19 protein-coding genes, 1 tRNA gene and 1 pseudogene are annotated in these 22,389 nt (G+C 72.2%); 6 read left to right on the forward strand and 15 right to left on the reverse strand.

Going from position 1 to position 22,389, the window contains the following annotated elements:
- Positions 1-130 precede the first annotated feature (130 nt).
- A complete protein-coding gene (locus TNCT6_RS02650) occupies positions 131-904 on the reverse strand; it encodes a FadR/GntR family transcriptional regulator (protein WP_141356163.1) in 774 nt (257 codons plus the stop codon).
- 152 nt (positions 905-1,056) lie between these two features.
- Here TNCT6_RS02650 and TNCT6_RS02655 point away from each other — a divergent pair, with 152 nt between their 5' ends.
- The 4 genes from TNCT6_RS02655 to TNCT6_RS02670 all read left to right on the forward strand — a co-directional run bounded on the left by TNCT6_RS02655 (position 1,057) and on the right by TNCT6_RS02670 (position 6,743).
- Positions 1,057-2,631 carry an ABC transporter substrate-binding protein gene (locus tag TNCT6_RS02655; RefSeq protein WP_141365991.1) on the forward strand — a complete coding sequence of 525 codons (1,575 nt, stop codon included), beginning with the start codon at positions 1,057-1,059 and terminating at the stop codon, positions 2,629-2,631.
- 92 nt (positions 2,632-2,723) lie between these two features.
- A complete protein-coding gene (locus tag TNCT6_RS02660) occupies positions 2,724-3,674 on the forward strand; it encodes an ABC transporter permease (RefSeq protein ID WP_141356165.1) in 951 nt (316 codons plus the stop codon).
- A 1-nt stretch (position 3,675) separates the two neighbouring features.
- The gene (locus TNCT6_RS02665) at positions 3,676-5,775 is read left to right on the forward strand and encodes a dipeptide/oligopeptide/nickel ABC transporter permease/ATP-binding protein (protein ID WP_141356167.1); all 2,100 of its coding nucleotides are present in this window, start codon (positions 3,676-3,678) and stop codon (positions 5,773-5,775) included.
- On the forward strand, positions 5,772-6,743 hold the full coding sequence (locus TNCT6_RS02670) for an ABC transporter ATP-binding protein (RefSeq protein ID WP_141356169.1): 972 nt from the start codon (positions 5,772-5,774) through the stop codon (positions 6,741-6,743). Before TNCT6_RS02665 ends, TNCT6_RS02670 begins: the two co-directional genes overlap by 4 nt.
- Before the next feature lie 267 nt (positions 6,744-7,010).
- On the opposite strand, the gene TNCT6_RS02675 is transcribed toward TNCT6_RS02670, so the two are convergent.
- The 4 genes and pseudogenes from TNCT6_RS02675 to TNCT6_RS02695 form a co-directional block, all read right to left on the reverse strand.
- Positions 7,011-7,376, reverse strand: coding sequence for a DUF4440 domain-containing protein (locus TNCT6_RS02675; RefSeq protein WP_141356171.1), 366 nt, complete (start codon positions 7,374-7,376; stop codon positions 7,011-7,013).
- Between the two features lie 130 nt (positions 7,377-7,506).
- Positions 7,507-8,436 (reverse strand): hypothetical protein, encoded by a 930-nt coding sequence (locus TNCT6_RS02680; protein ID WP_141356173.1) that lies wholly within the window; start codon positions 8,434-8,436, stop codon positions 7,507-7,509.
- Between the two features lie 146 nt (positions 8,437-8,582).
- A pseudogene (locus tag TNCT6_RS02685) lies at positions 8,583-9,029 on the reverse strand (pentapeptide repeat-containing protein); the annotation flags it as partial.
- A gap of 950 nt (positions 9,030-9,979) precedes the next feature.
- Positions 9,980-10,053, reverse strand: a tRNA-Pro gene (locus tag TNCT6_RS02695).
- A gap of 150 nt (positions 10,054-10,203) precedes the next feature.
- Between TNCT6_RS02695 and TNCT6_RS02700 the strand changes: the two genes are divergently transcribed.
- Both TNCT6_RS02700 and TNCT6_RS02705 read left to right on the forward strand, forming a co-directional pair.
- Complete coding sequence (locus TNCT6_RS02700; RefSeq protein WP_141356175.1) at positions 10,204-10,911, forward strand: transketolase; 708 nt, start codon at positions 10,204-10,206, stop codon at positions 10,909-10,911.
- Between the two features lie 84 nt (positions 10,912-10,995).
- The gene (locus TNCT6_RS02705; protein ID WP_141356177.1) at positions 10,996-11,940 is read left to right on the forward strand and encodes a transketolase family protein; all 945 of its coding nucleotides are present in this window, start codon (positions 10,996-10,998) and stop codon (positions 11,938-11,940) included.
- A gap of 73 nt (positions 11,941-12,013) precedes the next feature.
- On the opposite strand, the gene TNCT6_RS02710 is transcribed toward TNCT6_RS02705, so the two are convergent.
- The 10 genes from TNCT6_RS02710 to TNCT6_RS39710 all read right to left on the reverse strand — a co-directional run bounded on the left by TNCT6_RS02710 (position 12,014) and on the right by TNCT6_RS39710 (position 22,004).
- On the reverse strand, positions 12,014-13,441 hold the full coding sequence (locus TNCT6_RS02710; protein ID WP_253266006.1) for an MFS transporter: 1,428 nt from the start codon (positions 13,439-13,441) through the stop codon (positions 12,014-12,016).
- 123 nt (positions 13,442-13,564) lie between these two features.
- The gene (locus TNCT6_RS02715; protein WP_141356179.1) at positions 13,565-13,924 is read right to left on the reverse strand and encodes an MmcQ/YjbR family DNA-binding protein; all 360 of its coding nucleotides are present in this window, start codon (positions 13,922-13,924) and stop codon (positions 13,565-13,567) included.
- A 71-nt stretch (positions 13,925-13,995) separates the two neighbouring features.
- Positions 13,996-14,898: a LysR family transcriptional regulator gene (locus tag TNCT6_RS02720; protein ID WP_141356181.1), complete on the reverse strand. Its 903-nt coding sequence runs from the start codon at positions 14,896-14,898 to the stop codon at positions 13,996-13,998.
- Between the two features lie 42 nt (positions 14,899-14,940).
- Positions 14,941-16,140: a glycine C-acetyltransferase gene (locus tag TNCT6_RS02725; protein WP_141356183.1), complete on the reverse strand. Its 1,200-nt coding sequence runs from the start codon at positions 16,138-16,140 to the stop codon at positions 14,941-14,943.
- Between the two features lie 55 nt (positions 16,141-16,195).
- Positions 16,196-17,224 (reverse strand): L-threonine 3-dehydrogenase, encoded by a 1,029-nt coding sequence (gene tdh, locus TNCT6_RS02730; protein WP_141356185.1) that lies wholly within the window; start codon positions 17,222-17,224, stop codon positions 16,196-16,198.
- Between the two features lie 198 nt (positions 17,225-17,422).
- Positions 17,423-18,016 carry a GAF domain-containing protein gene (locus TNCT6_RS02735; protein WP_141356187.1) on the reverse strand — a complete coding sequence of 198 codons (594 nt, stop codon included), beginning with the start codon at positions 18,014-18,016 and terminating at the stop codon, positions 17,423-17,425.
- A gap of 74 nt (positions 18,017-18,090) precedes the next feature.
- Positions 18,091-18,711 (reverse strand): ATP/GTP-binding protein, encoded by a 621-nt coding sequence (locus TNCT6_RS02740; RefSeq protein WP_141356189.1) that lies wholly within the window; start codon positions 18,709-18,711, stop codon positions 18,091-18,093.
- Positions 18,689-19,066 (reverse strand): DUF742 domain-containing protein, encoded by a 378-nt coding sequence (locus TNCT6_RS02745; protein WP_141356191.1) that lies wholly within the window; start codon positions 19,064-19,066, stop codon positions 18,689-18,691. Before TNCT6_RS02745 ends, TNCT6_RS02740 begins: the two co-directional genes overlap by 23 nt.
- The gene (locus TNCT6_RS02750) at positions 19,063-19,497 is read right to left on the reverse strand and encodes a roadblock/LC7 domain-containing protein (RefSeq protein WP_141356193.1); all 435 of its coding nucleotides are present in this window, start codon (positions 19,495-19,497) and stop codon (positions 19,063-19,065) included. The genes TNCT6_RS02745 and TNCT6_RS02750 overlap by 4 nt, the downstream gene beginning before the upstream one ends.
- Before the next feature lie 77 nt (positions 19,498-19,574).
- Positions 19,575-22,004, reverse strand: a complete 2,430-nt coding sequence (locus TNCT6_RS39710; RefSeq protein ID WP_172632781.1) for a sensor histidine kinase KdpD — start codon at positions 22,002-22,004, stop codon at positions 19,575-19,577.
- Positions 22,005-22,389: the final 385 nt, after the last annotated feature.

The following is a 22,389-nucleotide window of genomic DNA, read 5'->3' on the forward strand; positions in this document are numbered from 1 at the left end:
TAAGACGCAGCCGCCCGGGTCGGTCAAGAGGGGGATGGCTCACACTCTCGATTCCGACCCGGGCGGCAAGTCCCCGTGAGGGAACGACGTCCGGGGCCCGCGGTCGCGGGCGGGCCGCCCCGGTGACAGGTCAGGCGGTGCGCTCGACCTCGCCCACCGCACCCCGGCCCGCCTGCGCCTGAGCCTCCGTCAGCCGCCGGCGCACCGGCGCGTAGTGGCCGGAGAGGGCGCGCACGAATCCCTCGGCGTCCCCCTGCCTGGCCGCCCGCACGATGGCGCGGTGGTCGGCGATGGTTCCCGCCTCGGCCTCCTCGGAGATCCCCTCCAGTTGCGGCGCGACGATGGCGTAGACGTCCCAGAAGGCCAGCGAGAGCTGGCTGACCAGCTCGTTCTGGAGCGGTTCCATCAGTCGCTCGTGGAAGGCCCGGTCGCATTCCGCGAAGCCGCGGTCGTCGTGGGCGCCGCGACGGTCCATCTCGTCGACGAGGGCGTCGAGAGCGTCGAGATCCTCGGACCCGAGCGTCGCCATGATGCGTGCGGCCATGCCGCGTTCGATCAGCTCGCGCACCTCGATCAGCTCGGACAGGATCCGGAAGTCGTCCTTGGGGCTGAGCAGACCGCGGAAGGCCAGACCCTCCACCAGCGCGGACAGGCTCAGCCGGCCGACATAGGTGCCATGACCGCGCCGCACCTCGACGATGTCCAGCACCGCCAGGGTCTTCACGGCCTCGCGGACGCTGGACCGGCTGGCACCGAGGGCGGCGCACAGCTCCGCCTCCGACGGCAGCGGGTCTCCCGGCTTGAGGTGATTGTCGAGGATGTAGCTCTTGATCGCCTCCGAGACCTCCTGACGCAGTGACGGCCTGGCCGCCGCCCGGACCTCTTGCGGACGCGACGAATTCACCTCTTGACCCCTTCTGCTCAACGAAGCTACCTTCACAGCCTATCAAGGTCGGACATCAGACGTCTGATGGCGCGGCCCCAATTCCTCTACCGTTTCCTGGCTTTGTGCCGCCCCAGGAGGGACCCCACGTGTCGTACAAGACGCCCGTCGGCATGGATCGTCGCAGATTCCTGCGCTACGCGAGCGCCCTCGGGGCCGCCTCGGCCCTGACCGCCTCGATCTCCGCGTGCAGCGGCCCGGCCTCGACCGGCTCGAACACCGGCGCGAGCAGCGGAGGAGGCGCGGACACCATCGAGACGGGTATCTCCTACCCGCTCTCGACCGGCTTCGACCCGATGATCGCCTCGGGCGCCACCCCGATCGCGGCCAACCTGCACGTCTTCGAGGGCCTGGTCGATCTGGACCCGGCCACGCTCCAGGCCCGGCCCGGTCTGGCCACCGCGCTGCCCATCAAGGTGAACGCCACCACCTACCGCGCCACCCTGCGCGAGGGCGCCACCTTCCACGACGGCTCCGACGTCACCTCCGAGGACGTCGTCCACAGCTTCGAGCGGATCCTCGACGAGAAGAACGCCTCCCTGATGGCGCAGTTCCTGCCGTTCCTCGACTCGGTCGAGGCGGTCGACGCCAGGACGGTCGAGTTCAAGCTGAAGTACCCCTTCGCGCTGTTCCCCGGCCGCGTCTCGGTCGCCAAGATCGTTCCGAAGAAGCTGGTGGAGGCGGACCAGAAGGGCTTCGACGCCCTGCCCGTGGGTTCGGGCCCCTACCGGATGGTCTCGGCGACCCGCGAGGACAAGATCGTCTTCGAGGCGTACGACAAGTACAACGGCAGCCACCCGGCCAAGGCCAAGAAGATGGTCTGGCGCCTGGTCTCCGACCCCGCCGCCCGGGTCAGCGCCATGGAGTCGGGCCGGGTGCAGGCCATCGAGGACGTGCCCTACCTGGACGTGGACCGCCTCGCCAGGAAGGCGAAGGTCGAGTCCGTGCAGTCCTTCGGCCTGCTCTTCCTGATGTTCAACTGCAAGCAGAAGCCCTTCGACGACAAGCGGGTGCGCCAGGCGCTCCACTACGCGCTGGACACCGACAAGCTCATCACCACGGCCATGGCCGGCAACGGCTCGGCCGCCCGCAGCTACCTCCAGCCCACCCACCCCGACTTCCAGCAGGCCGCCACGGTCTACGGGCACGACCCGGCCAGGGCCAGGAAGCTGCTCGGCGAGGCCGGCGTCAAGAACCTCAAGGTCACCCTGCTCACCACCGACACCGGCTGGGTCAAGGACGTGGCCCCGCTGGTCAAGGAGAGCTGGGACGCCATCGGCGTGAAGACCACGCTGAGCATCGGCCAGTCCTCCGCCCAGTACGCCAAGGTGGACGCCGGCTCCTACACGGTCCTCCTCGCCCCCGGCGACCCGTCCGTCTTCGGCAACGACGTCGACCTGCTGATGCGCTGGTACTACTCCGGGCTGTGGCCCGAGAGCCGCTACGGCTGGGGCGGGACCGCCGCGTACAAGAGGGTCAACTCCCTGCTGGACAAGGCCGCCCAGGCCACCGACGAGGCCACGCGCAAGGACCTGTGGGGCCAGGCCGTCGACCTGGTCGCGGACGAGGCCGCCCTCTACCCCGTCCTGCACCGCAAGCTGCCCACGGCCTGGAACGACAAGGCGCTGAAGGGCTTCGAGCCGCTGCCGACCACGGGCCTGTCCCTCCTGGACGTCAGCCGCGCCTGACCCGCGTCTGACCCCGGAGCCGCGGCAGCCGCCCGGCCCCCCGCCGGGCGGCTGCCGCGCCCCGGAGCCCTCCCCTTCCCTAGGAACCCACGATGGTCACATTCCTCCGGCTCGCGCTGCGCCGTCTGGCGATCATGCCGGTGATGATCCTCGGCATCACGCTGCTCGTCTTCGTGGTGCTTCAGTTCTCACCCGTCGACCCCGCCTACAACGCCCTGGGCGACGGCGCCTCGGCCGCGGCCCGTGCCGCCTTCGCCGAGGCCAACGGCCTCAACGACCCACTGCCGGTGCGCTACGTCCGCTTCCTCGGCCAGCTGCTCAGCGGCGACCTCGGCTCCACCGTGCCGCCCAGCCAGCCGGTGCTCGACCGGATCTCCGTCGCGCTGCCCCTCACCATCCAGCTCACCGCCCTGGGCCTGGTGATCGCGATCGTCCTCGCCCTCGTGCTCGGCGTGACGGGCGCGGTCTTCCGGGACCGCTGGCCCGACCAGCTCACCCGTGTGCTGTCGATCGCGGGCGTCGCGGTCCCGTCGTTCTGGCTCGGGGTGCTGCTCATCCAGCAGTTCGCCCTGAACAGCCCGGTGTTCCCCACCGGCGGCTACGTCAACCCGGCCGACTCCTTCAGCGGCTGGCTCAGGTCCATGGCCCTGCCGGCCTTCGCCCTCGCCGTCCCCGTGGCGGCCTCGCTGGCCCGTCTGGTGCGGACCTCCATGGTGGCCGAGCTGGACCGCGACTACGTACGCACCGCCACCGGCAACGGACTGCCCCGCCACGTCGTCGTCCGGGGCGTGCTCCGCAACGCGCTCATCACTCCGCTGACCGTGCTCGGCGTACGGGTGGGCTACCTGCTCAGCGGCGCGGTCGTGATCGAGACGATCTTCGACCTGCCCGGCATGGGCAAGCTGATCCTCGAGGGGGTCACCGGAGGCGACGTCGCCCTCGTCCAGGGCACCGTGCTCACCATCGCCGTCGCCTTCCTGGTCGTCAACGTCGTCGTCGACCTGCTGTACCTGCTGGTCAACCCGCGTATCAGGACGGTGTGACATGTTCCCCAGAAGCGGTCTCGTCACGAGACTGTCCCGCCCCGGCATCCGGTTCCGGGCACTTCCCCTGTCCTCGCGCCTCGCCCTGGGCGTGCTGGGGATCGTGGTCCTCGCCGCCGTGTTCGCGCCGCTGATCGCCGCCGATCCGCTCGCCACCGGCATCCCCGTGCAGGCACCCGGCGGCGCCCACTGGTTCGGCACCGACCGGGTCGGCCGGGACGTCTTCGCCCGTGTGGTCTACGGCGCCCGGTACTCCCTGGTCATCGGCCTGGGCTCGACCGCCGCCGCACTCGTGCTGGGCGCGGTCCTCGGCTCGCTCGCCGCCACCTCGCGCAAACTGGGCGACGAGTCGGTGATGCGCACGCTCGACATCGTCATGGCCTTCCCGCCGATCGCGCTGGCGGCCGTGCTGGTCACCGTCTTCGGCACCAGCCTGCCGGTGCTCATCCTGTGCATCGCCTTCGTCTACATGCCCTCGCTCGCCCGCGTGGTGCGCGCCAACGTCATGGCGCAGTACGGCGAGGACTACGTGGCCGCCGAGAAGGTGATCGGCGCCCGCCGCGCGTACATCGTCGTCCGCCACGTGGCCGTCAACTGCGCCGCGCCCGTCATGGTGTTCGCCACGGTGCTGGTCGCCGACGCCATCATCTTCGAGGCCAGCCTGTCCTTCATCGGCGCCGGTGTGCAGGACCCCGACCCCAGCTGGGGCAACGTCCTGTCCTACGGCCGGCAGATCCTGCTGTCGGGCGGCTGGTGGGCCACCCTGCTGCCCGGACTGGTGCTGCTGGCGACCGTGCTCGCCCTGAACATCCTGTCCGAGGGCCTCACCGACGCGGCGGCGGCACCGTCCGACGCGCGCGCCGACGACGGGGATCCGCGGTCCGGGGCGTCTTCCGCGACGGGGTCCGCGACGTCCTCCGTGAATGGGTCCGCCACGTCCGCCAATGGCGGTTCCGGCGAGTCCGCCGGTGCCGCCGGTGCCGTTGATCCTGCCGGTTCCGCCCAGTCCGACGGCGGTGCTCGGCCGGGCGTCACCCCGGTCGATCCGGTCGCCGCGGCGGACGTCGACGCCGCGCTCGCCCGGCTGTCGGCGCGTGTGCTGAGCGGTCCGCCCGCGGTCACGCCGGTCGCCGGCGACGCGGCCGAACTCCTGGCCGTGAAGGACCTGACCATCCGTTTCCCCGACCGCTACGGCGACACCCGGGTCGTGGACGGCATCTCCTTCTCGGTCCGCGAGGGCGAGACCCTCGGCCTGGTCGGCGAGTCGGGCTGCGGCAAGAGCATCACCAGCCTGGCCGTCATGGGGCTGCTGGCCCGCAACGCCGAGGTCGGCGGGCGCGTCGAGTACCGCGGCCGGAACCTCCTGGAGCTCGGCCCCCGGCAGCGCCGGGCCCTCAACGGCCCGGAGATCGCCATGGTCTACCAGGACGCGCTCTCCTCGCTGAACCCCTCGGTGCTCGTCGGCCGGCAGCTGAAGCAGCTCACCAGCCGCGGCGGTACGCAGACCCCGGCCGGACTCCTCGAACTGGTCGGCCTCGATCCGCGGCGGACCCTGCGCAGCTACCCGCACGAACTCTCCGGCGGCCAGCGTCAGCGCGTACTGATCGCCATGGCGCTCTCGCGCAGCCCCCGCCTCCTGATCGCGGACGAACCGACCACCGCGCTCGACGTCACGGTCCAGGCCCAGGTGGTGGAGCTGCTCGAACGGCTCCGCGACGAGCTCGGCTTCGCGATGATCCTCGTCTCCCACGACCTGGCGCTCGTCGGCGATCTGTCACACCGGATCGCGGTGATGTACGCCGGCCAGGTCGCGGAGGTCGCCGAGACCCGGTCGCTGCTTTCCGCGCCCGCCCACCCCTACACCCGCGGGCTGCTCGGCTCGGTGGTGTCGCTGGAGGCGGGCGCCGAGCGGCTGCACCAGATCCCCGGCATCGTCCCGGCCCCCCGACGCTTCGGGGACGGCTGCCGGTTCGCCTCGCGCTGCGCCGCGGCGACCGATCTGTGCCGCACCACCCCGCCCCTGCCCGGCGGCGGGCCCGACCACAGCACCGCGTGCCACCACCCCGTGCCGGCCGCCCTGCTTCAGGAGAGCACCCGATGATCCGGCTCGACCACGTACACGTACGCCACAAGGCCCGCGGCGGCGGCCTGTTCGACCGGAGCCACGTGCACGCCCTGACCGACGCCTCGCTGGAGGTCGGGCGCGGGGAGATCGTCGGCCTGGTCGGCGAGTCCGGCTGCGGCAAGTCGACCCTGGCCCGGGTGCTCACCGGTCTGCAACGGCCCACCGAGGGCACGGTCACCTTCCACGGCGAGGACCTGTGGGCGATGCCCGGTGCCCGGCGGCGCGACGAGTTCGGCTCCTGCGTCGGCGTCGTCTTCCAGGACCCGTCGACCGCCCTGAACCCCCGGCTGCCGGTGGGCCGGATCCTGCGCGACCCGCTGGACGTGCACCGGCGGGGCGACGACAAGGCACGCGACGCACGGGTCGAGGAGCTGCTGGACCTGGTCGGCCTGCCCGCGCACACCCTGCGGGCCCTGCCGGGACAGCTCTCGGGCGGGCAGCGCCAGCGCGTCGCCATCGCCCGCGCGCTCGCCCTGGAACCGGAGTTGATCGTCGCCGACGAGCCGACCAGCGCACTCGACGTGTCGGTACGCGCGCAGGTCCTGAACCTGCTGGTGGACCTGCGGGACCGGCTGAACCTCGGCATGGTGTTCATCTCGCACGACATCCAGACCGTGCGGCACCTCGCCGACCGGCTCGCCGTGCTCTACCTCGGCCGGATCGTGGAGGAGGGTCCGGCGGGGCGCGTCGCCGCCTCCCCCGCGCACCCGTACACCCAGGCCCTGCTGTCGGCCACCCCGAGCCTGATGGAGCGCAGCGAACGCATCGTGCTGCACGGCCCGGTGCCGTCGGCGGTCAACCCGCCGCCCGGCTGCCCCTTCAGCACCCGCTGCTGGAAGGCCGACGACGCCTGCGCGACCGCCTTCCCCGCGGCCGGGTCCGACCCCGGCGAGTCCCACCGGTGGCACTGCGTCCATCCGCAGACCGAGGACGACCGGTCGTAGGGACGACTTCGCGTACGGGCCCTCTCCTCCACCTTTCCCTTCCGAGGTGGGCGGGAGGGCCTGTGTCCTTTCCGAGGTGGACGGGAGGGCTCGTGCGCGGGCCCGGTTCACGCTCCGCCGTTGACGTCCCGCTCGCGATGTCTTCCTACGAGGGCTGGATGAGCGCCGAGCCCGAAGGGGCGGAAGCCATGCGGTGGACCATGACGTACCGGGCGGCCCTGGTGACACGCCAGGCCCACCGCCCTTGCGGGCGGTGGTTCTATCCGCTCAAGCGGTCAAAGTGCCCTGGTGGAAATACATCCGCCAGCCCGTCCCCGTCAGACGCCACACAGAGCTCCGCCATGCCCGACGGCCCTGGTCTTCGGCGAAGTACGTCAGATGAACGACACCCGGAGCAAGAACGACTCCAGACATTTCGCTGACCTTGACCGGAGACTCCGGGGGCACCGAGCCGCCACTCGTCACCGTGAGGATCGACTCGACATCCCACCGGCGTCCGGAAGCCCCGATCTCGGTGAACTCCGGATCCAGAAGCTCCAGGACACGGGACGGCGAAGCACGCACCTCGGGATCGAGAAGCCGCATCTCCCCATCGATGGCCGCTCGCACGGCCCCCTCGCTCTCATCCGTCATGCAGGAACCCTAAGGGCCCTGCTCGCCAAGGCACAGCGAATTGAAGGCGAACCGGTTCAGCCGCCCCTGGTCCGTGTACTGGGGCGCCGGCACCGCCCGCTGACCTCTCGCAGCGAAGCTTGAGCGATTCTCAGCGAAGGTTGTGATCGATCTTCTTTTCCCGCATCAGCTTCTCCAGCTCTGTGTCCGACAGTGGGTGCAGAGTGTTCAGGAGATGGCGTAGCCCGGGTTCGTCCAGGGTCTGGCTGGTGACCTCGACCTCCGCGTTCCGATGGCGGCGGGTGAGGGTGACGGCGCGGCCGCCTCCGGGGAAGTCGCGAACCGTGAGCATCTCGCCGTGCGCGTCCACTGTGCAGGTCACGCCCTTCTCCGCGGGCTCTGGGCATCGGGGAGCCGGCGTGAGCGGCGGGCGTACCGTGAGGCCCACGTACCCCACCTCGTAGCCCTCCCGGACGGGGCGGTAGTCGACGCCGAAGGAGGCAGGGCCGACCTCGGCATGGGACACCTGCATGCCCGGCGGCGCAGCGCCCAGGTACAGCAGCTCCGGATGCTCCCGGTACCGCGCGACCTCCGCCTCGTCCTGGCGCTGCTGCGCCTGCGCCGGGCCGACGAAGCCCCCATAGGCCACCCCGGCCACCAGTACGGCCAGCGCCCCCAGCCGCACCCACCGGCTCGGCACGAAGAACGCCGCGGCCACGGCGTACGGCACCCCCGTCAGCACGATCCGGGTACTGGCGCTCCCCAGATCGACGTTTTCGCCGTAGACGGCCAGACCTGCCAGGACGCCGAGCGTACCGAGGGCGAAGACCAGTACCGCCCAGCCCAGCCGCCGCGGCAGGGAGCCGCACAGCGGCACCACGGTCCGCACCGGTATGCCCGCCGTGACCAGCAGGCCCACCATCAGTGGTACACCCAACGCGAGGACCGGTACCGTCGCACCGGCCCCCTCACCCCAGGCCGATACCACCAGCCCGAAACCGAGCGCCGGCGCCACGGCCGCCATCGTCGCCCAGACCAGGAAGAGATGCAGGGCCGTCAGCGCCCCTCTGCCGCTCGTCATAGCGCGGAGCCTGTCAGCCGGCGTCCTGGCGCACATGAGTACGCGTACTCAGCGCAGAACCCCGCCGCCTGGGTCTGGCTGCGGGTTCCACAGGCGTAGGACGGCTGCCGCAGCCAGGCCATGCGTGCTCAACCATCGGTTTCCGACTACCGTTTCAGCCGCCCGCGGATCGCCAGTACAGCGAGCCCGAGGAGGGCCGGCTCGACCAGGCGGGACGCCATCTCGGTGTAGGTACCGGCGGTGGTCAGCTGCTGATCGGAGGAACGGAAGATCACCGAGTTGACGACCGCCCGCAGGGACTTCTCGAACCGCCCGGTCGTCAAACGCTCGTCATACGGACCGTCCGGGTTGACCGGGCCGGGTATGTCGGTAGTCATCGTGATACTGCGGTCGGCTACCGTGCCGGTGCTCTTCGGCTTCGGGTCGTTCTGCGGCAGGCCCCACAGCATCATCGCCAGCACAGTGGCGGTCATGGCCACCATGAGCCAGCCCAGGGCTCGCGAGGCTCGCAGCCCGTAGCCGGACAGCGCCCAGTACGCGGTGAGCAGGCTCCGCTCGGTCCAGGGGATGTCGTCGGCGTGGCGGCGCATCTCCGGGAAGGTTGCCCTCTACGCGTGGAGGGCTCCGTGAGCGCGGTGAGCAGTTCGCTCAGGAGTTCTTCGGTGAAGCGGGTGCCTCTGTGGTCGAGGTCCGCGCCGGGCCGGAGGCCTGCAAGGTAGGCAGAGCGTTCATCCCCGGGCAGATGAGCCAGGCACGCGGTGTGTGGCTCGACCCGGCGGCCGCGACACTCGACGCCGCCTGGTAGGGCACCGTCGCAGTGCGGCCATGAAGCTGTGTCCGGTGCAGCCCGGTAAGGGACGACGGTCATGCTCCTGGGACGCGGAGGAGCAGGCAGTCGGTTGCAGCGGTCCACACCGAACACCGGGGGTCCACGGTTCCCCGCCGGCCTTGGTCTCCAAGGCGCGTGCCCGAGATCGGTGGCCGGGTTTCGGGCATGCCGCACAGCCCAGTAGCGGGTGGGGTGGGCGCTGGTGGCGGCGATGTGCGGGCGTCGAGCACCGAGTTGGAGGAACGCCGGCGCGTAGAGCCTGTGGTCGAGGACGGTGTCGAGGTGGAAGAAGTCGACGGCGATGACGTCTTCGGTCCGACTGGTGAGGAACTCCCCTCACGTCGGGCCGGCGCGGCGTGGGGCCGGGTCGATGCCCACCGCGTGGCGGATCTCCCCTCCTGCGAACTGCGGGATCAGCTTCTTCGGTGCCGCCTTGGTCGGTGGCCGTCCGGTTCGGGCGCGCCGCGCGCCGCCAGTCTCACTTCGCGGCCATGAACCTGCGGTGCCAGGCCAGCAGGGTCCCGGGCGTGACGGGGAAGACCTCGTGTCAGCGGCGGCGGGGCATCACACGGTCAACATCGATGGACGCCGATGACCACGGTTGGGAGCGAGGGGACCACGGGGAGCGGAAGTGGGCTCCCGGATTGCTCCCGCTCACGAAACAGGGGCCCTCAGAAGAGAGCCCCTTGCCTGCGGAAACGTCCGACATCGCTGTCGGGACGACAGGATTTGAACCTGCGACCCCTTGACCCCCAGTCAAGTGCGCTACCAAGCTGCGCCACGTCCCGGTGCCCGTCTGACCTGGGGTTTCCCCTGGCTGAACGTGCAGGAAAACAATACCGCACTCAGGTCGGTGGTCGCGCACGGGTTTTGGTCCGGGCGGTGTCGGTGCGACCGGACTTGACCTCAAGTTTGGTTGAGGTCGCACCATCGTCGGCATGACGATCACCGAGGAGACCGAACGCGCCCACGGTTACGCCGACCTGCCCCGGCTGATGGGGCTCATGACGGGCGACGAGAAGCACGGACCGGCGGCCACGTCCACGCTGGACGTGCTCTGGGTGCTCTACGACCGGGTGCTCAGGGTCCGCCCCGAGGAGCGGGACGACCCGCAGCGGGACCGGTTCCTGCTGTCGAAGGGGCACGGCCCGATGGCGTACTACGCGGTGCTCGCCGCGAAGGGCTTCGTGCCCGTCGGCTGGCTGCCGGACTTCGGCGCCTACGACTCCCCGCTCGGCCACCATCCGGACCGCACGCTGGTGCCGGGCGTCGAGATCGGCAGCGGGTCCCTCGGGCACGGACTGCCCATCGCCGTCGGCACGGCCCTGGGGCTGCGCGCCCAGGGGCTGAACCGGCCCCGGGTGTGGGTGCTGACCGGGGACGCCGAGCTGGACGAGGGCAGCAACCACGAGGCCATCGCGTTCGCCGGGCCCGCGGGACTCGAACAGCTGCACACCGTCGTCGTCGACAACGCCTCCGCCAGCCATGCCCGTCCCGGCGGCATCGCGGCCCGTTTCGAGGCGGCGGGCTGGTCGACGGCGAGCGTCGACGGCCGCGACCACGAAGCGCTGTACGCCGCGTTCACCGCGCCGCATCCGGGCCGCCCGCATGTGGTGGTGGCCCGGGTGGAGCCGAAGAACCCCTGATCCGGAACCGCTGAGCAGACCCCTGACTTCCCCTGTTTTCCCCTGACTTTCCCCGGCTTCCCGACACAGAAGGGCTCGACCTCCATGGACACCATGCGTGACCGTCTCGCACCGGCCGTCTCGCGCCTGCTCGACGAGGATCCGCGGGTGGCGGTCGTCATCGCCGAGATCGGCAAGGACGGTTTCGCCGACGCGCGGCGCCGGCATCCCGACCGGGTGATCAACGTCGGCATCCGCGAGCAGCTCCTCGTCGGAGCAGGCGCCGGGCTGGCGCTGACCGGTATGCGACCGGTGCTGCACACCTTCGCGAGCTTCCTCGTCGAGCGCCCCTTCGAGCAGGTCAAACTGGATCTCGGGCACCAGGGCGCGGGCGCGGTGCTGGTCAGCGCCGCCGCCTCCTTCGACTGGCCCGCGGGCGGCTACACCCACATGGCCCCCGGCGACGTGGCGCTGCTCGACACCCTGGACGGCTGGACCGTTCATGTACCCGGGCACCCGGACGAGGCCGAGACACTCCTGCGGCACGCGGTCGCCGCGGGCGACGACAAGGTCTACGTACGGCTGTCCGTGCAGTCGAACGCGCACCCCCGCCCGGTCGACGGCGAGCACTTCGTGACGGTCCGCGAGGGCCGCTCGGGTGTGGTGGTCGCCGTCGGGCCCCTGCTCGACACGGTGCTCACCGCGACGGAGGGCCTGGACGTCACCGTGCTGTACGCGACGACCGTGCGGCCCTTCGACGCGGCCGCGCTGCGCCGGGCCAGTCGGGCGGCCGGTACGGACGTCGTCCTGGTGGAGCCGTACCTCGCGGGCACATCGACCTCGGCGGCGAACGACGCGCTCCACGACGTCCCGCACCGCGTCCTGGGGCTGGGGGTGGGCCGCGCCGAGCTGCGGCGCTACGGGACCGCGGAGGAGCACACCGCCGCGCACGGGCTCGACGCCCGGTCGCTGCGGGAACGGATCTCGGCGTTCCTGGGGACCCGGGCCGGGACGGGTACCTCGGGCGCCGCGGACACCTCGGGCGCCTGAAGGCATCCGCGCGGAGGCCGTGCGGAGGCCGTACGAAGGCCGTGCGGCGGTGGCCGGGCCGGAGTCGCCGTCGTCAGTGCCGCTCGGGGTGTGTCCGCGCGGGGGCCGCGTCCGCGGTCCCGTCCTGCGCGTGCGGGCGGTGGGTGCCGCGCGCGTCGGCCCGTATGAGGCCGCGAATCGGGGGCACCGCCAGCAGGACCGTCGGTACGACGAGGCTCATCGCGGCGGACACCAGCAGCACATGGTCCGCGCCCAGGGCGGTGGCGGCCGGGCCGGCCAGGGCCTGGCCCACGGGCATCATGGCGAGGGAGCCCGCCACGTCGTAGGCGTGGATGCGGTTGAGGACGTCGGACGGGACCTGGGTCTGAACGCTGGTCGCCCACATCACGCCCCAGAACGACATGCCCGCCCCGGCGACGGCGGCGCCCGCCGCCATGGCCGGCACACCGAAGCCGGCCCCGACCGTCGCCGGGAAGCCGACGAAGGCGAACAGCGCGAACGCGCCGGCGCGCAGCATACGGCGGGGACGCAGCCGCAGGGCGAGGAAGCCGCCGACGACGGTGCCGGCGCCGAGGGCGGAGTTGATCAGGCCGTAGGCGCGCGGGCCGTGCTGCTGCACCACTTCGGTGGCCACCAGGGGGACGGTCGGGCCCCAGACGGCGATCATGTAGAGGCACCACACGGCGATGACGCCCCAGAGCCACGTTCTGGCCCTGAACTCCCGCCATCCTTCGACCAGATCCGCCCTGAAGGCACCGGTCGCGGTGCCGTCCGGGGTGCGGACCGGGGCGCCGGTCCGGATGAGCGGGGGCAGCCGGAGCAGGAGCAGGCACAGGGCGCTGACCCCGTAGGTGGCGGCGTGCGCCGCGAACACCCCGCCGGGTGAGGCGAAGCCGACGAGCAGGCCCGCGGCGGCGGGGCCCGCGAGCTGGGCCGCGGACTCCGCGATCCGTATCGCGCCGTTGGCCGCCTGGACGTCGGAGGCGAGCCTGGGCACCGTACTGGCCACGCCGGGCTGGAACACGGCGCCCCCCACGCCGTTGACGAGGCCGATCACGCAGATCTCCCAGAGCACCACGTGCCCGGAGTAGAACAGCACGGCGGCCAGGGCCTGGGTGCCGAGCCGCACCAGGTCGGCGCCGATCATCAGCTTGCGGGTGCTGAACCGGTCGGCGATGACGCCGCCGAAGACCACGAGCCCGGCGAAGGCGGCGGCCGTCGAGGCCATGGCGAGGCCGACCGCGCCCGCGCCGTACCCGTGCTGGAGCAGGCCCGCGGCGAGGGCGACCGGCAGCATGGTGTCGCCGAGCCGGGCGACGGCCCGCGCGACGAAGAACAGCGCGAAGTCCCGCGACCACACCGGCCGCGCGCCACCGCCGTCGTCCGCTCCGGCCGCGGCCCCGGCTTCACCTCGAATCCCGGCTCCGGCTCCGGCTCCGGCAACGAGGTCATCCCGCCCCGCCGCCTCCCCCGGCGACGACTGCGACGACGTCCCGGTCATCCTTTCGACGCTCCCCTCCCCGACCGATCCCCCGCTCCCCGGCCGACCGCGGCCCCTCCCGCACCGGCCGGCCCCACTGCCTCCGGATCATGCCACGGCCCACTGACAACGCCCGAGGGATTTTCAGCGGGTGGTGGGCAGTCCCAGCCCGGGATGGGCCTCCAGCAGCCGCGGCGGAGCCGCCTGGCGCCAGGAGTCGGCGAGGATGTCACGCAGCTCGAACTCGTCCTCCAGCGCCGCGAGTCGGACCCGTACCCAGGCGAACTGCGCCTCGTGGCCGGCGATCCAGAACTTCTCTGGCTCGGCCAGGACCAGTTCGTCGCGCTCTTCCTTGGGACAGCGCACGGCGATGGAGGTCTCCTCCTCCGGGAGTGTGGCGAACATCTTCCCCGCGACCCGGAACGTGGGCATGCTCCAGGCGATCTTCTCCGTGGTGTCCGGCAGGGACAGGGCGATACGGCGTACGTCATGGGCATCCGGCATGCCCCGCACGCTAACCCCTCGCACTGACAGCCACCCCCAAGGAAGCCTGGTGCAGCCGGTGCAGCCGGGCGCTACGCCTGCGCCGCCTCGTCCAGGGCCTGGAGCACCGGGCGGATCAGCGGGTGCCCCTCGGCTCCCCGGCGCACCGCCGCGAAGACCCGGCGGGTGGGCGCCACTCCGTCCACGGGACGGACGACCACGCCCGTGAGGTCCATGCCGCGCAGCGCGGAGCGCGGCACGAGGGCCACGCCCGCGTCGGCCGAGGCGAGGGCCACGACGGCGCGGAAGTCGTCGGAGGAGTGTTCCAGGCGGGGCTGGAAGCCGGCGCTCTCGCAGGCCAGGACGACCACGTCGTGGCAGGGATTGCCGGGATACGGGCCGATCCAGGTGTCCTTGGCCAGCTCGGCGAGCGGCACCTCGGCGGCGCCGGCCAGGCGGTGGGCCACCGGGACGACCGCGTCGAACGGCTCGGCGTACAGCGGTACGTGGGTCAGCCGGGGGTCGTCGGCGGACGGCGCGCCCCGGTACTCGACGGCGACCGCCACGTCGACCTGCCGGTCCAGCACCATTGGCAGGCTGGCGTCGCCCTCCGCGTCCTGCACGCGGATGCGGATGCCGGGCGCCGTCCCCGCCAGTCGGGCCACCGCGGGCGCCACCACCTGCGCGATGCCGGTGGCGAAGGCGGCGACCGTCACCGTGCCGGCCTCGCCGGAGCCGTAGGCGGCGAGTTCGGCCTCCGCCCGCTCCAGCTGGGCGAGGACCGCGTTGGTGTGGCTGAGCAGGATCTCCCCGGCCGGGGTCAGCCGTACGCCCTTGGCGCCGCGCTCGACCAGCCGGTGGCCGGTCTCCTGCTCCAGTGCCGTGAGCTGCTGCGAGACGGCCGACGGCGTGAGGTAGAGCGCGGCGGCAGCGGCTGTCACCGTGCGGTGGTCGGCCACCGCACGGAGGATGTGCAACCGCCGCGCTTCGATCATGCGAACGATTATCGCAAGACCTGCGACCGGTCGGCTTCCGGCTCAGCCCTCCAGCTCGGCACGCGCCGCGACGAACGCGTCCACCGCGCGGTTCACGTCCTCGGTGGAGTGCGCCGCGGACAGCTGCACGCGGATGCGGGCCTGATCCTGCGGCACGACCGGGTAGGAGAAGCCGATCACGTACACGCCGCGTTCGAGGAGCAGCTCCGCCATGCTGCCCGCCTTGGCCGCGTCACCGATCATCACCGGGGCGATGGCGTGGTCGCCGGGGAGGATGTCGAAGCCCTCCTCGGTCATCCGGCGGCGGAACAGCGCCGTGTTCTCGGCGAGCCGGACCCGCAGGTCGTCCGCGGACTCCAGCAGGTCCAGCACCTTCAGGGAGGCCGCCGCGATCACCGGGGCGAGCGTGTTGGAGAACAGGTACGGCCGGGAGCGCTGACGCAGCAGCGCGACGATCTCGGTGCGGGCGGCGACGTAGCCGCCGGAGGCGCCGCCGAGCGCCTTGCCGAGGGTGCCGGTGATGATGTCCACGCGGTCCATGACGCCGTGCAGTTCGGGGGTGCCGCGGCCGCCGGGGCCGACGAAGCCGACGGCGTGGGAGTCGTCGACCATGACCATGGCGTCGTAGCGGTCGGCCAGGTCGCAGATCTCGCGCAGCGGCGCCACATAGCCGTCCATCGAGAACACGCCGTCGGTGACGACCAGCTTGCGGCGCGCCCCGCCCTCGGTGGCCTCCTTCAACTGCCGCTCCAGGTCCGCGAGATCGCGGTTGGCGTAGCGGAAGCGGCGGGCCTTGGACAGCCGGATGCCGTCGATGATCGAGGCGTGGTTGAGGGCGTCGGAGATGACCGCGTCCTCCGGGCCGAGCAGCGTCTCGAACACGCCGCCGTTGGCGTCGAAGCAGGAGGAGTACAGGATCGTGTCCTCCTGGCCGAGGAACGCCGACAGCCGGGCCTCCAGCTCCTTGTGCACCTCCTGGGTGCCGCAGATGAAGCGCACGGAGGCCATGCCGTAGCCCCAGCGGTCCAGGGCCTCGTGGGCGGCGGCGACGACCTCGGGGTGGTCGGCGAGGCCGAGGTAGTTGTTGGCGCAGAAGTTGAGGACCTCGCCGGGACGGCCGCCCGCGGTGACCTCGACGGTCGCGGACTGCGGGGTGCCGATGACACGCTCGGGCTTGTGCAGCCCGGCGGCGCGGATCTCGTCGAGGGTGACGCGCAGGTCGTCGCGCACGGAGTCGAACATCAGGGTGCTCCTTGAAGGTGCCGGCAGAAGAGCGGCGGAAGAAGGGGGTACGCGGTCACACGGTCCAGTCGAGGATGATCTTTCCGCCCTTGCCGCTCGCGGCGTCGGCGAAGGCCGCCTCGAAGTCCTCGTAGCCGTACCGGCCGGTGACGACGGGGGCGAGGTCGAGGCCGCCCTCCAGCAGCACCGACATGGCGTACCAGGTCTCGAACATCTCCCGGCCGTAGATGCCCTTGATGGTGATCATCGAGGTGACGACGCGGGCCCAGTCGACGGGGAACTCCTGGGCGGGCAGGCCGAGCATGGCGATCTTGCCGCCGTTCGTCATGTTCGCGATCATGTCGCGCATCGCCTCGGGGCGGCCGGACATCTCCAGGCCGACGTCGAAGCCCTCGCGCAGGCCCAGCGTGCGCTGCCCCTCGGCGATCGTGTCCCGGGAGACGTCGAGGGCGAGGCTCACGCCGATCTTGCGGGCCAGCTCCAGCCGCTCCTCGCTCACGTCGGTGATGACGACGTTGCGCGCGCCCGCGTGCCGCGCGACGGCCGCCGCCATCAGGCCGATCGGGCCGGCGCCGGTGATCAGGACGTCCTCGCCGACCAGCGGGAAGGACAGCGCGGTGTGCACGGCGTTGCCGAACGGGTCGAAGATCGCGGCGATGTCGAGGTCGACGGGGACGCGGTGCACCCAGACGTTGGCGGCGGGCAGGGCGACGTACTCGGCGAACGCGCCGTCGCGTCCCACGCCGAGTCCGACGGTGGCCCGGCACAGGTGGCGGCGTCCGGCCAGGCAGTTGCGGCACTTGCCGCACACCAGGTGGCCCTCGCCGCTGACCCGGTCGCCGGGCTTGATGTCGGCGACGCCGGAACCGGTCTCGACGACCTCGCCGACGAACTCGTGCCCGACCACGAGCGGGGTGCGGATCGCCTGCTGGGCCCAGCCGTCCCAGGCCCGGATGTGGAGGTCGGTGCCGCAGATGCCGGTCCGCAGGACCTTGATCAGTACATCGCCGGGTCCGATGGCGGGCTCGGGGACGTCCGCGAGCCACAACCCGGGCTCAGCCTTCTGCTTGACCAGCGCCTTCAACGCTACCGCTCCTGTGGTTCCGGCCCCGGGGCCGGGCATGCCGGGGCAGCCCGCGTCCGGGGAGAGGGGTGGATTCCGGTAGCAATCTGCCGTACGGCGGCACGCTGGTCCATCGAGGATTTCTTAAGCGCGGCCACAGCTCCGCTTCACGCCGTCCGCGAGCGCGCTCACGCGCGGTGCGAGGCCTTCGCCCGGCCGTCAGAACAGGAAGCCCTCGGTATCCCGGCGCTCCAGCCGCGGGGCGAGTTCCGCCGCGGCCGCCTTGATGGTCCGAAGCCCCTCCCTGCCCCACGGCCGCGGCTCGACGTCGACGACGCACACCGTGCCCAGCACCATCTGCGTACTGTCGATGAGCGGGGCGCCCAGATAGGAGCGGATGCCGAACTCGTCGACGATCGGGTTGCCCGCGAACCGCGGGTAGTCGCTGACGTCCTCCAGCACCAGCGCCTTGCGTCGCACCACGACATGCGGGCAGAAACCGTGGTCGCGGGCCAGACGGCGGCCCACCTCCCGCCGGCTTCCGTCGCCGCCGGTTTCGACGCTGTCGACGGTCAGGACGTCGCGCTCGGGCCGGTGCAGTCCGGCGAAGAACTGCCCTTCCTCGTCGAGGAAGTTGACCATCGCGTACGGCGCCCGGGTGAACGCGGCGAGGCGGTCGGCGAAGGCGTCCAGGGCCGGCTCGGGCCGCTCCCCCAGACCCAGCCGCCGCAGTCGCTCGGTGCGCGCGGGGGCGTCCTTGTCCTCGGGGGTCAGCAGCAGGCGACCGGCCGGGCGGGGCGGGTCGTAGCTCATGGCCGGGCTCCGTCGCTGTCGGCGTATGTCATGTACGGGCTCCGTGACGGTGTGCGGGGGTCAGTGTGCCGGGGTCACCTGTGCGCGCCCTGGCTCTGTGCCGGGACGGCGGGTGCGTGGGCGATGAGATGCCGGACGAGGGTCAGCAGGGTCTGGATGCCCGAGCTGGAGATACGGGCGTCGCAGGGGACCACGGGGGTCCTCGGGTCGAGGTCGAGGGCCGCCCGCACCTCCTCGGGGTCGTAGCGGTGGGCGCCGTCGAACTCGTTGACGCCGACGACGAAGGCGAGGCCGCGCCGTTCGAAGAAGTCGACGGCGGCGAAGCACTCCTCCAGCCTGCGGGTGTCGGCGAGGATCACCGCGCCCAGGGCGCCCTCGCACAGCTCGTCCCACATGAACCAGAACCGTTCCTGGCCGGGCGTGCCGAACAGGTAGAGCACGTGCCGCGGGTCCAGGGTGATGCGGCCGAAGTCCATCGCGACGGTCGTCTCGACCTTGTTCTCCACGCCGTCGAGGTTGTCCGTGGCCGCGCTGACCGTGGTGAGCAACTCCTCCGTGCTCAGCGGCGCGATCTCGCTGACCGCGCCGACGAAGGTGGTCTTGCCCACCCCGAACCCTCCCGCCACCAGGATCTTCAGGGCGGTGGGAAAGGGATCGAGGCCGCCGTCGTAGTCAGAGCTGTCGTCGTAGTCCATCGAGCACTGCCTCCAGAAGAGCCCGGTCGGTGGGGTGGTGTTGGTACGCGGGGGGCCTGGTGGTCAGCGCCCCGCAGTCGACGAGGTCGGACAGCAGCACCTTGGTCACCACGGCCGGCAGCTTCAGATGGGCGGCGACCTCGGCCACCGGGAGGGGGGCACGGCACAGGTCGAGTGCCTGGCCGTGCTCCGGGCCGAGATAGGCCAGCGGTGTCGCTCCGGTGGCCATCACCTGCGACATGAGGTCGAACGCGATGCTGGGCCGGGTGCGGCCGTCGCTGACGGTGAAGGGGCGCACCAGCCGTCCGGCCGCGTCGTCGAGCCAGGGCCTGTCGCCGGCCGCCGCCGCGCTCAAGGCCGCAGCGCCCGGGATTCGACGGAATGCTGCCGTGGCGCGGTCTCGAGGTAGGGGCGGACACTCTTGACCAGCATCGCCATCTCGTAGCCCAGCACGGCCGCGTCGGCCTCCCGGCCGGCGAGCACGGCGAGGCAGGTGCCGGTACCGGCGGTGGTGACGAACAGCAGCGTCGAGTCCAGTTCGACGACGACCTGCCGCACCTCGCCGCCGTCGCCGAAGCGGACGCCGGCGCTGCGGCCGAGGGAGTACAGGCCGGAGGCCAGGGCGGCCATGTGGTCGGCGCTGTCGTGGTCGAGGCCGTGCACGGACTTCACCAGCCCGTCGCAGGACAGCAGCACCGCGCTGGTGGTGTGCGGTACGCGCTGCACGAGGCCGCTCATCAGCCAGTCGAGGTCGGAGACACGGCCGGTCGACGCATCGCTCGCCATGGTGGATCGACTCCTTGGGGTCCGAAGGTCTGCGCAAGCGCTGGGGTCGGGAGTGGTGGCGGGGCTGGGCGGGCTGGTCATCCGGCCGGCTCACTCCCGTCGCGCCGGAGGGTGAGGTGCTGTCCTGGCAGGAGCACGGGCCGTGCCTCCGTCGCCCCGGACGCGTCCTGGGGGTGGGCGCCGCCCGGGGGGTGCGGGTCGTGCGGGCGGGCCGGCTCCGCGGCGGCCGGCTCCCGGCGCTGCTCCGACTCGGCGAGTCCCGTCCCGCGCCGGAAGGCCGCCATCAGCCCGGGGTCGTGGCCAGCGACGTACTCGGATTCCTGGCGCGGCAGCGGGCCACCGCGCAGTTGCGGCACGAGGTGTTCCTGGGCGCGTCGCCGGGGCAGTCGGGGCCTCTCCATGGTTCCGCGCACCACTCCGGCGCGCGGAACGGGCGGCGCACCGGCGTCGGCCTCCATGGCGGCCCGCTCGGCGGGCCGGATGCCCGGCACGGCCTCCGCGGGAGTGTCCTGCCCTTCGCGCGCCGTTCGCCGCGGCAGGGGATCGAGGTGGTCGCCGTCGGCGGGCTCGACGGACCGCACGTCGTCACCGGGCGAGGCGGGGGCGGGGGCGGGCAGTAGATCGCCGCCGGGTCCGGGGGTGGGCGTGTCGCCCCCGGGCATCGGCATGGGCATGGGCGTGTCGCCCCTGGGAGCGGGCACGGGTGCGGACATGGGCGTGCCGTCACCGGACATGGGCGCAGGAACGGACACAGGCATGTCGCCACCAGACATCGCCCCAGGCACAGACATGGGCGTGTCACCCCCGGACGTCGGCGCGGGTACCGACAAAGGCATGTCGCCACCAGACACAGGGCCAGGCACAGACATGGGCGTGTCGCCCCCGGACGCAGGTGTGACGGGTCCGGGGGCGCCGCTCATACGGGGTACGGCGCGCGGCGGCAGAACGCCTCCGTGTGCGCCGGGGACGCGGCGCGCGTCGAGGGCGTCGGCACCCGCCACGGGATGCATCCCGCCGTCGCGTCGGCGCGTGTCGCCGGGGCGGGCGGGTCCGCCGAGCAGGCCGGTGACGGGGCTCGGCGCGCGTCGTACGCCGGTGCCGTGCACGCCTCGCAGGGGCTCCCCGCGACCGCCGGACACGGCCGGCGCGCGGTGGGTGCCGCCGCCGTTCAGGGCCGGCGGGACAGCGTGCCCGTGTCCGCCGTCCGGGAGCGACGGCACGGCGCCCGACGGGTACGGCGCCGGAGCCGGGGGCCGCATGCCGGTGTCCAGCGCCCCGAATGACGTGCCGGAGGCTCCCGTTGACGTTCCCAGGAGTGCCTGCGGCACGAGGACGACCGCCTGCACACCGCCGTAGATGTTGGTCTGCAGGCGGACGGTGATGCCGTGCCGCCTGGCGAGTTGGGACACCACGTACAGCCCGATGCGGCCGTCGGCGAGCAGGCTCGCGACATTGACCTGGTCGGGGTCGGCCAGCAGGGTGTTCATCCGGACCTGCTCGCCGACCGGCATGCCCAGGCCACGGTCCTCGACCTCCACCGCGAGTCCGGAGGTGACGAGGTTGGCGCGCAGCAGGACCTGCGTCTGCGGGGCGGAGAACAACGTGGCGTTCTCGACGAGTTCGGCCAGCAGGTGGATCACGTCGGCGACGGCGTGGCCGCGCAGCCGCCCCTCGATCGGGGGGGCGAGTTTGACCCGCGAGTACTGCTCGACCTCGGCGATGGACGAGCGCAGCACCTCCGTCATGCAGACCGGGTTGCTCCACTGCCGGCGGGAGACGGCGCCGCCGAGGACGGCGAGGTTCTCGGCGTGCCGGCGGACCCGGGTGGCGAGGTGGTCGACATGGAAGATGCCCTTGAGCAGGTCGGGGTCCTCGATGTCGTTCTCCAACTCGTCGAGGGTGGAGATCTCCCGGTGCACGAGGGACTGGAGACGCCGGGCGAGATTGACGAAGACCTCCAGTTTCTGTTCGCTGCCCGTCTGGCTGGACAGCTGGGCGGCCTGCACGACGGCGGCGACGGCCCCGTCGTGGGCGCGCGACAGGTCGGCCGCGAGCAGGTCGACCTCGTCGGCGCCCTCCGGCGGGCCGCCGCGCGGCTTGCGCAGCGGCGGGGCCTCGCCCTGGCGCAGGGCGTCGACGAGAGCGCGCAGTTCGGCCTCGCGGCGCGCGGTGCCGCGGCGCAGGACGCCGATCCGGTCGTGCACCGAACGAGCGGCCCGGCCGGCGGCGACGGCGGCGATCGCGATGCCCGCGAGCGTGACCGCGAGCGCTCCGGCGAGCACGGCCCACAGGACGAGACCGGGGCGTGCGCCGGTGGAGCGCACGGTGAAGAGCACGGCCGCTCCGGCGCCGAGCGCGACCGAGGTCGGCGGCAGCACCGCCAGGCGCAGCAGCTGAGGCCGTAGTCGGGTCTCGGGCAGCGAGGGGACGGTGCGGATGACCGGGCGCCCGTGCCGCCCGCCCTCACGGCGGTCTGCGCGGGCGGCCGGTGCACGGAGGTGAGACATCTTTTCCTCGTACGGGTCCGTCGGGCCTGTGTACTCGCGCCCGGGGCGCGAGCGGGCATGCTCCATCGCTGTGCCGGTCGACAGCGGCGCGTGTACGGCGCCGCGTCGCCCCACGGACACTCACAGTAGTCACCAACGCACCGAGCGAGAGGGAAGGTTGACGAAATCCCCCAGGAAGCGTCCCGCTCTGGTATGAGCGTTCGCACGACAGAGCGAGCACCCGCGCCGCCACACATCAGCGAACCGAAATACATCGATCCCACCTGGTCGGAACCGGTCATGAACGGACGGCGGGGCCGGAGAGGCATCTCCTCTCCGGCCCCGCCGTCCATGCGGTCTCGGTCCGGTCTCGTCCGGTCTCGTCCGGCCGGACCGATCTCGGCTC

The sequence above is a fragment of the Streptomyces sp. 6-11-2 genome, assembly GCF_006540305.1.
Lineage (GTDB): Bacteria > Actinomycetota > Actinomycetes > Streptomycetales > Streptomycetaceae > Streptomyces.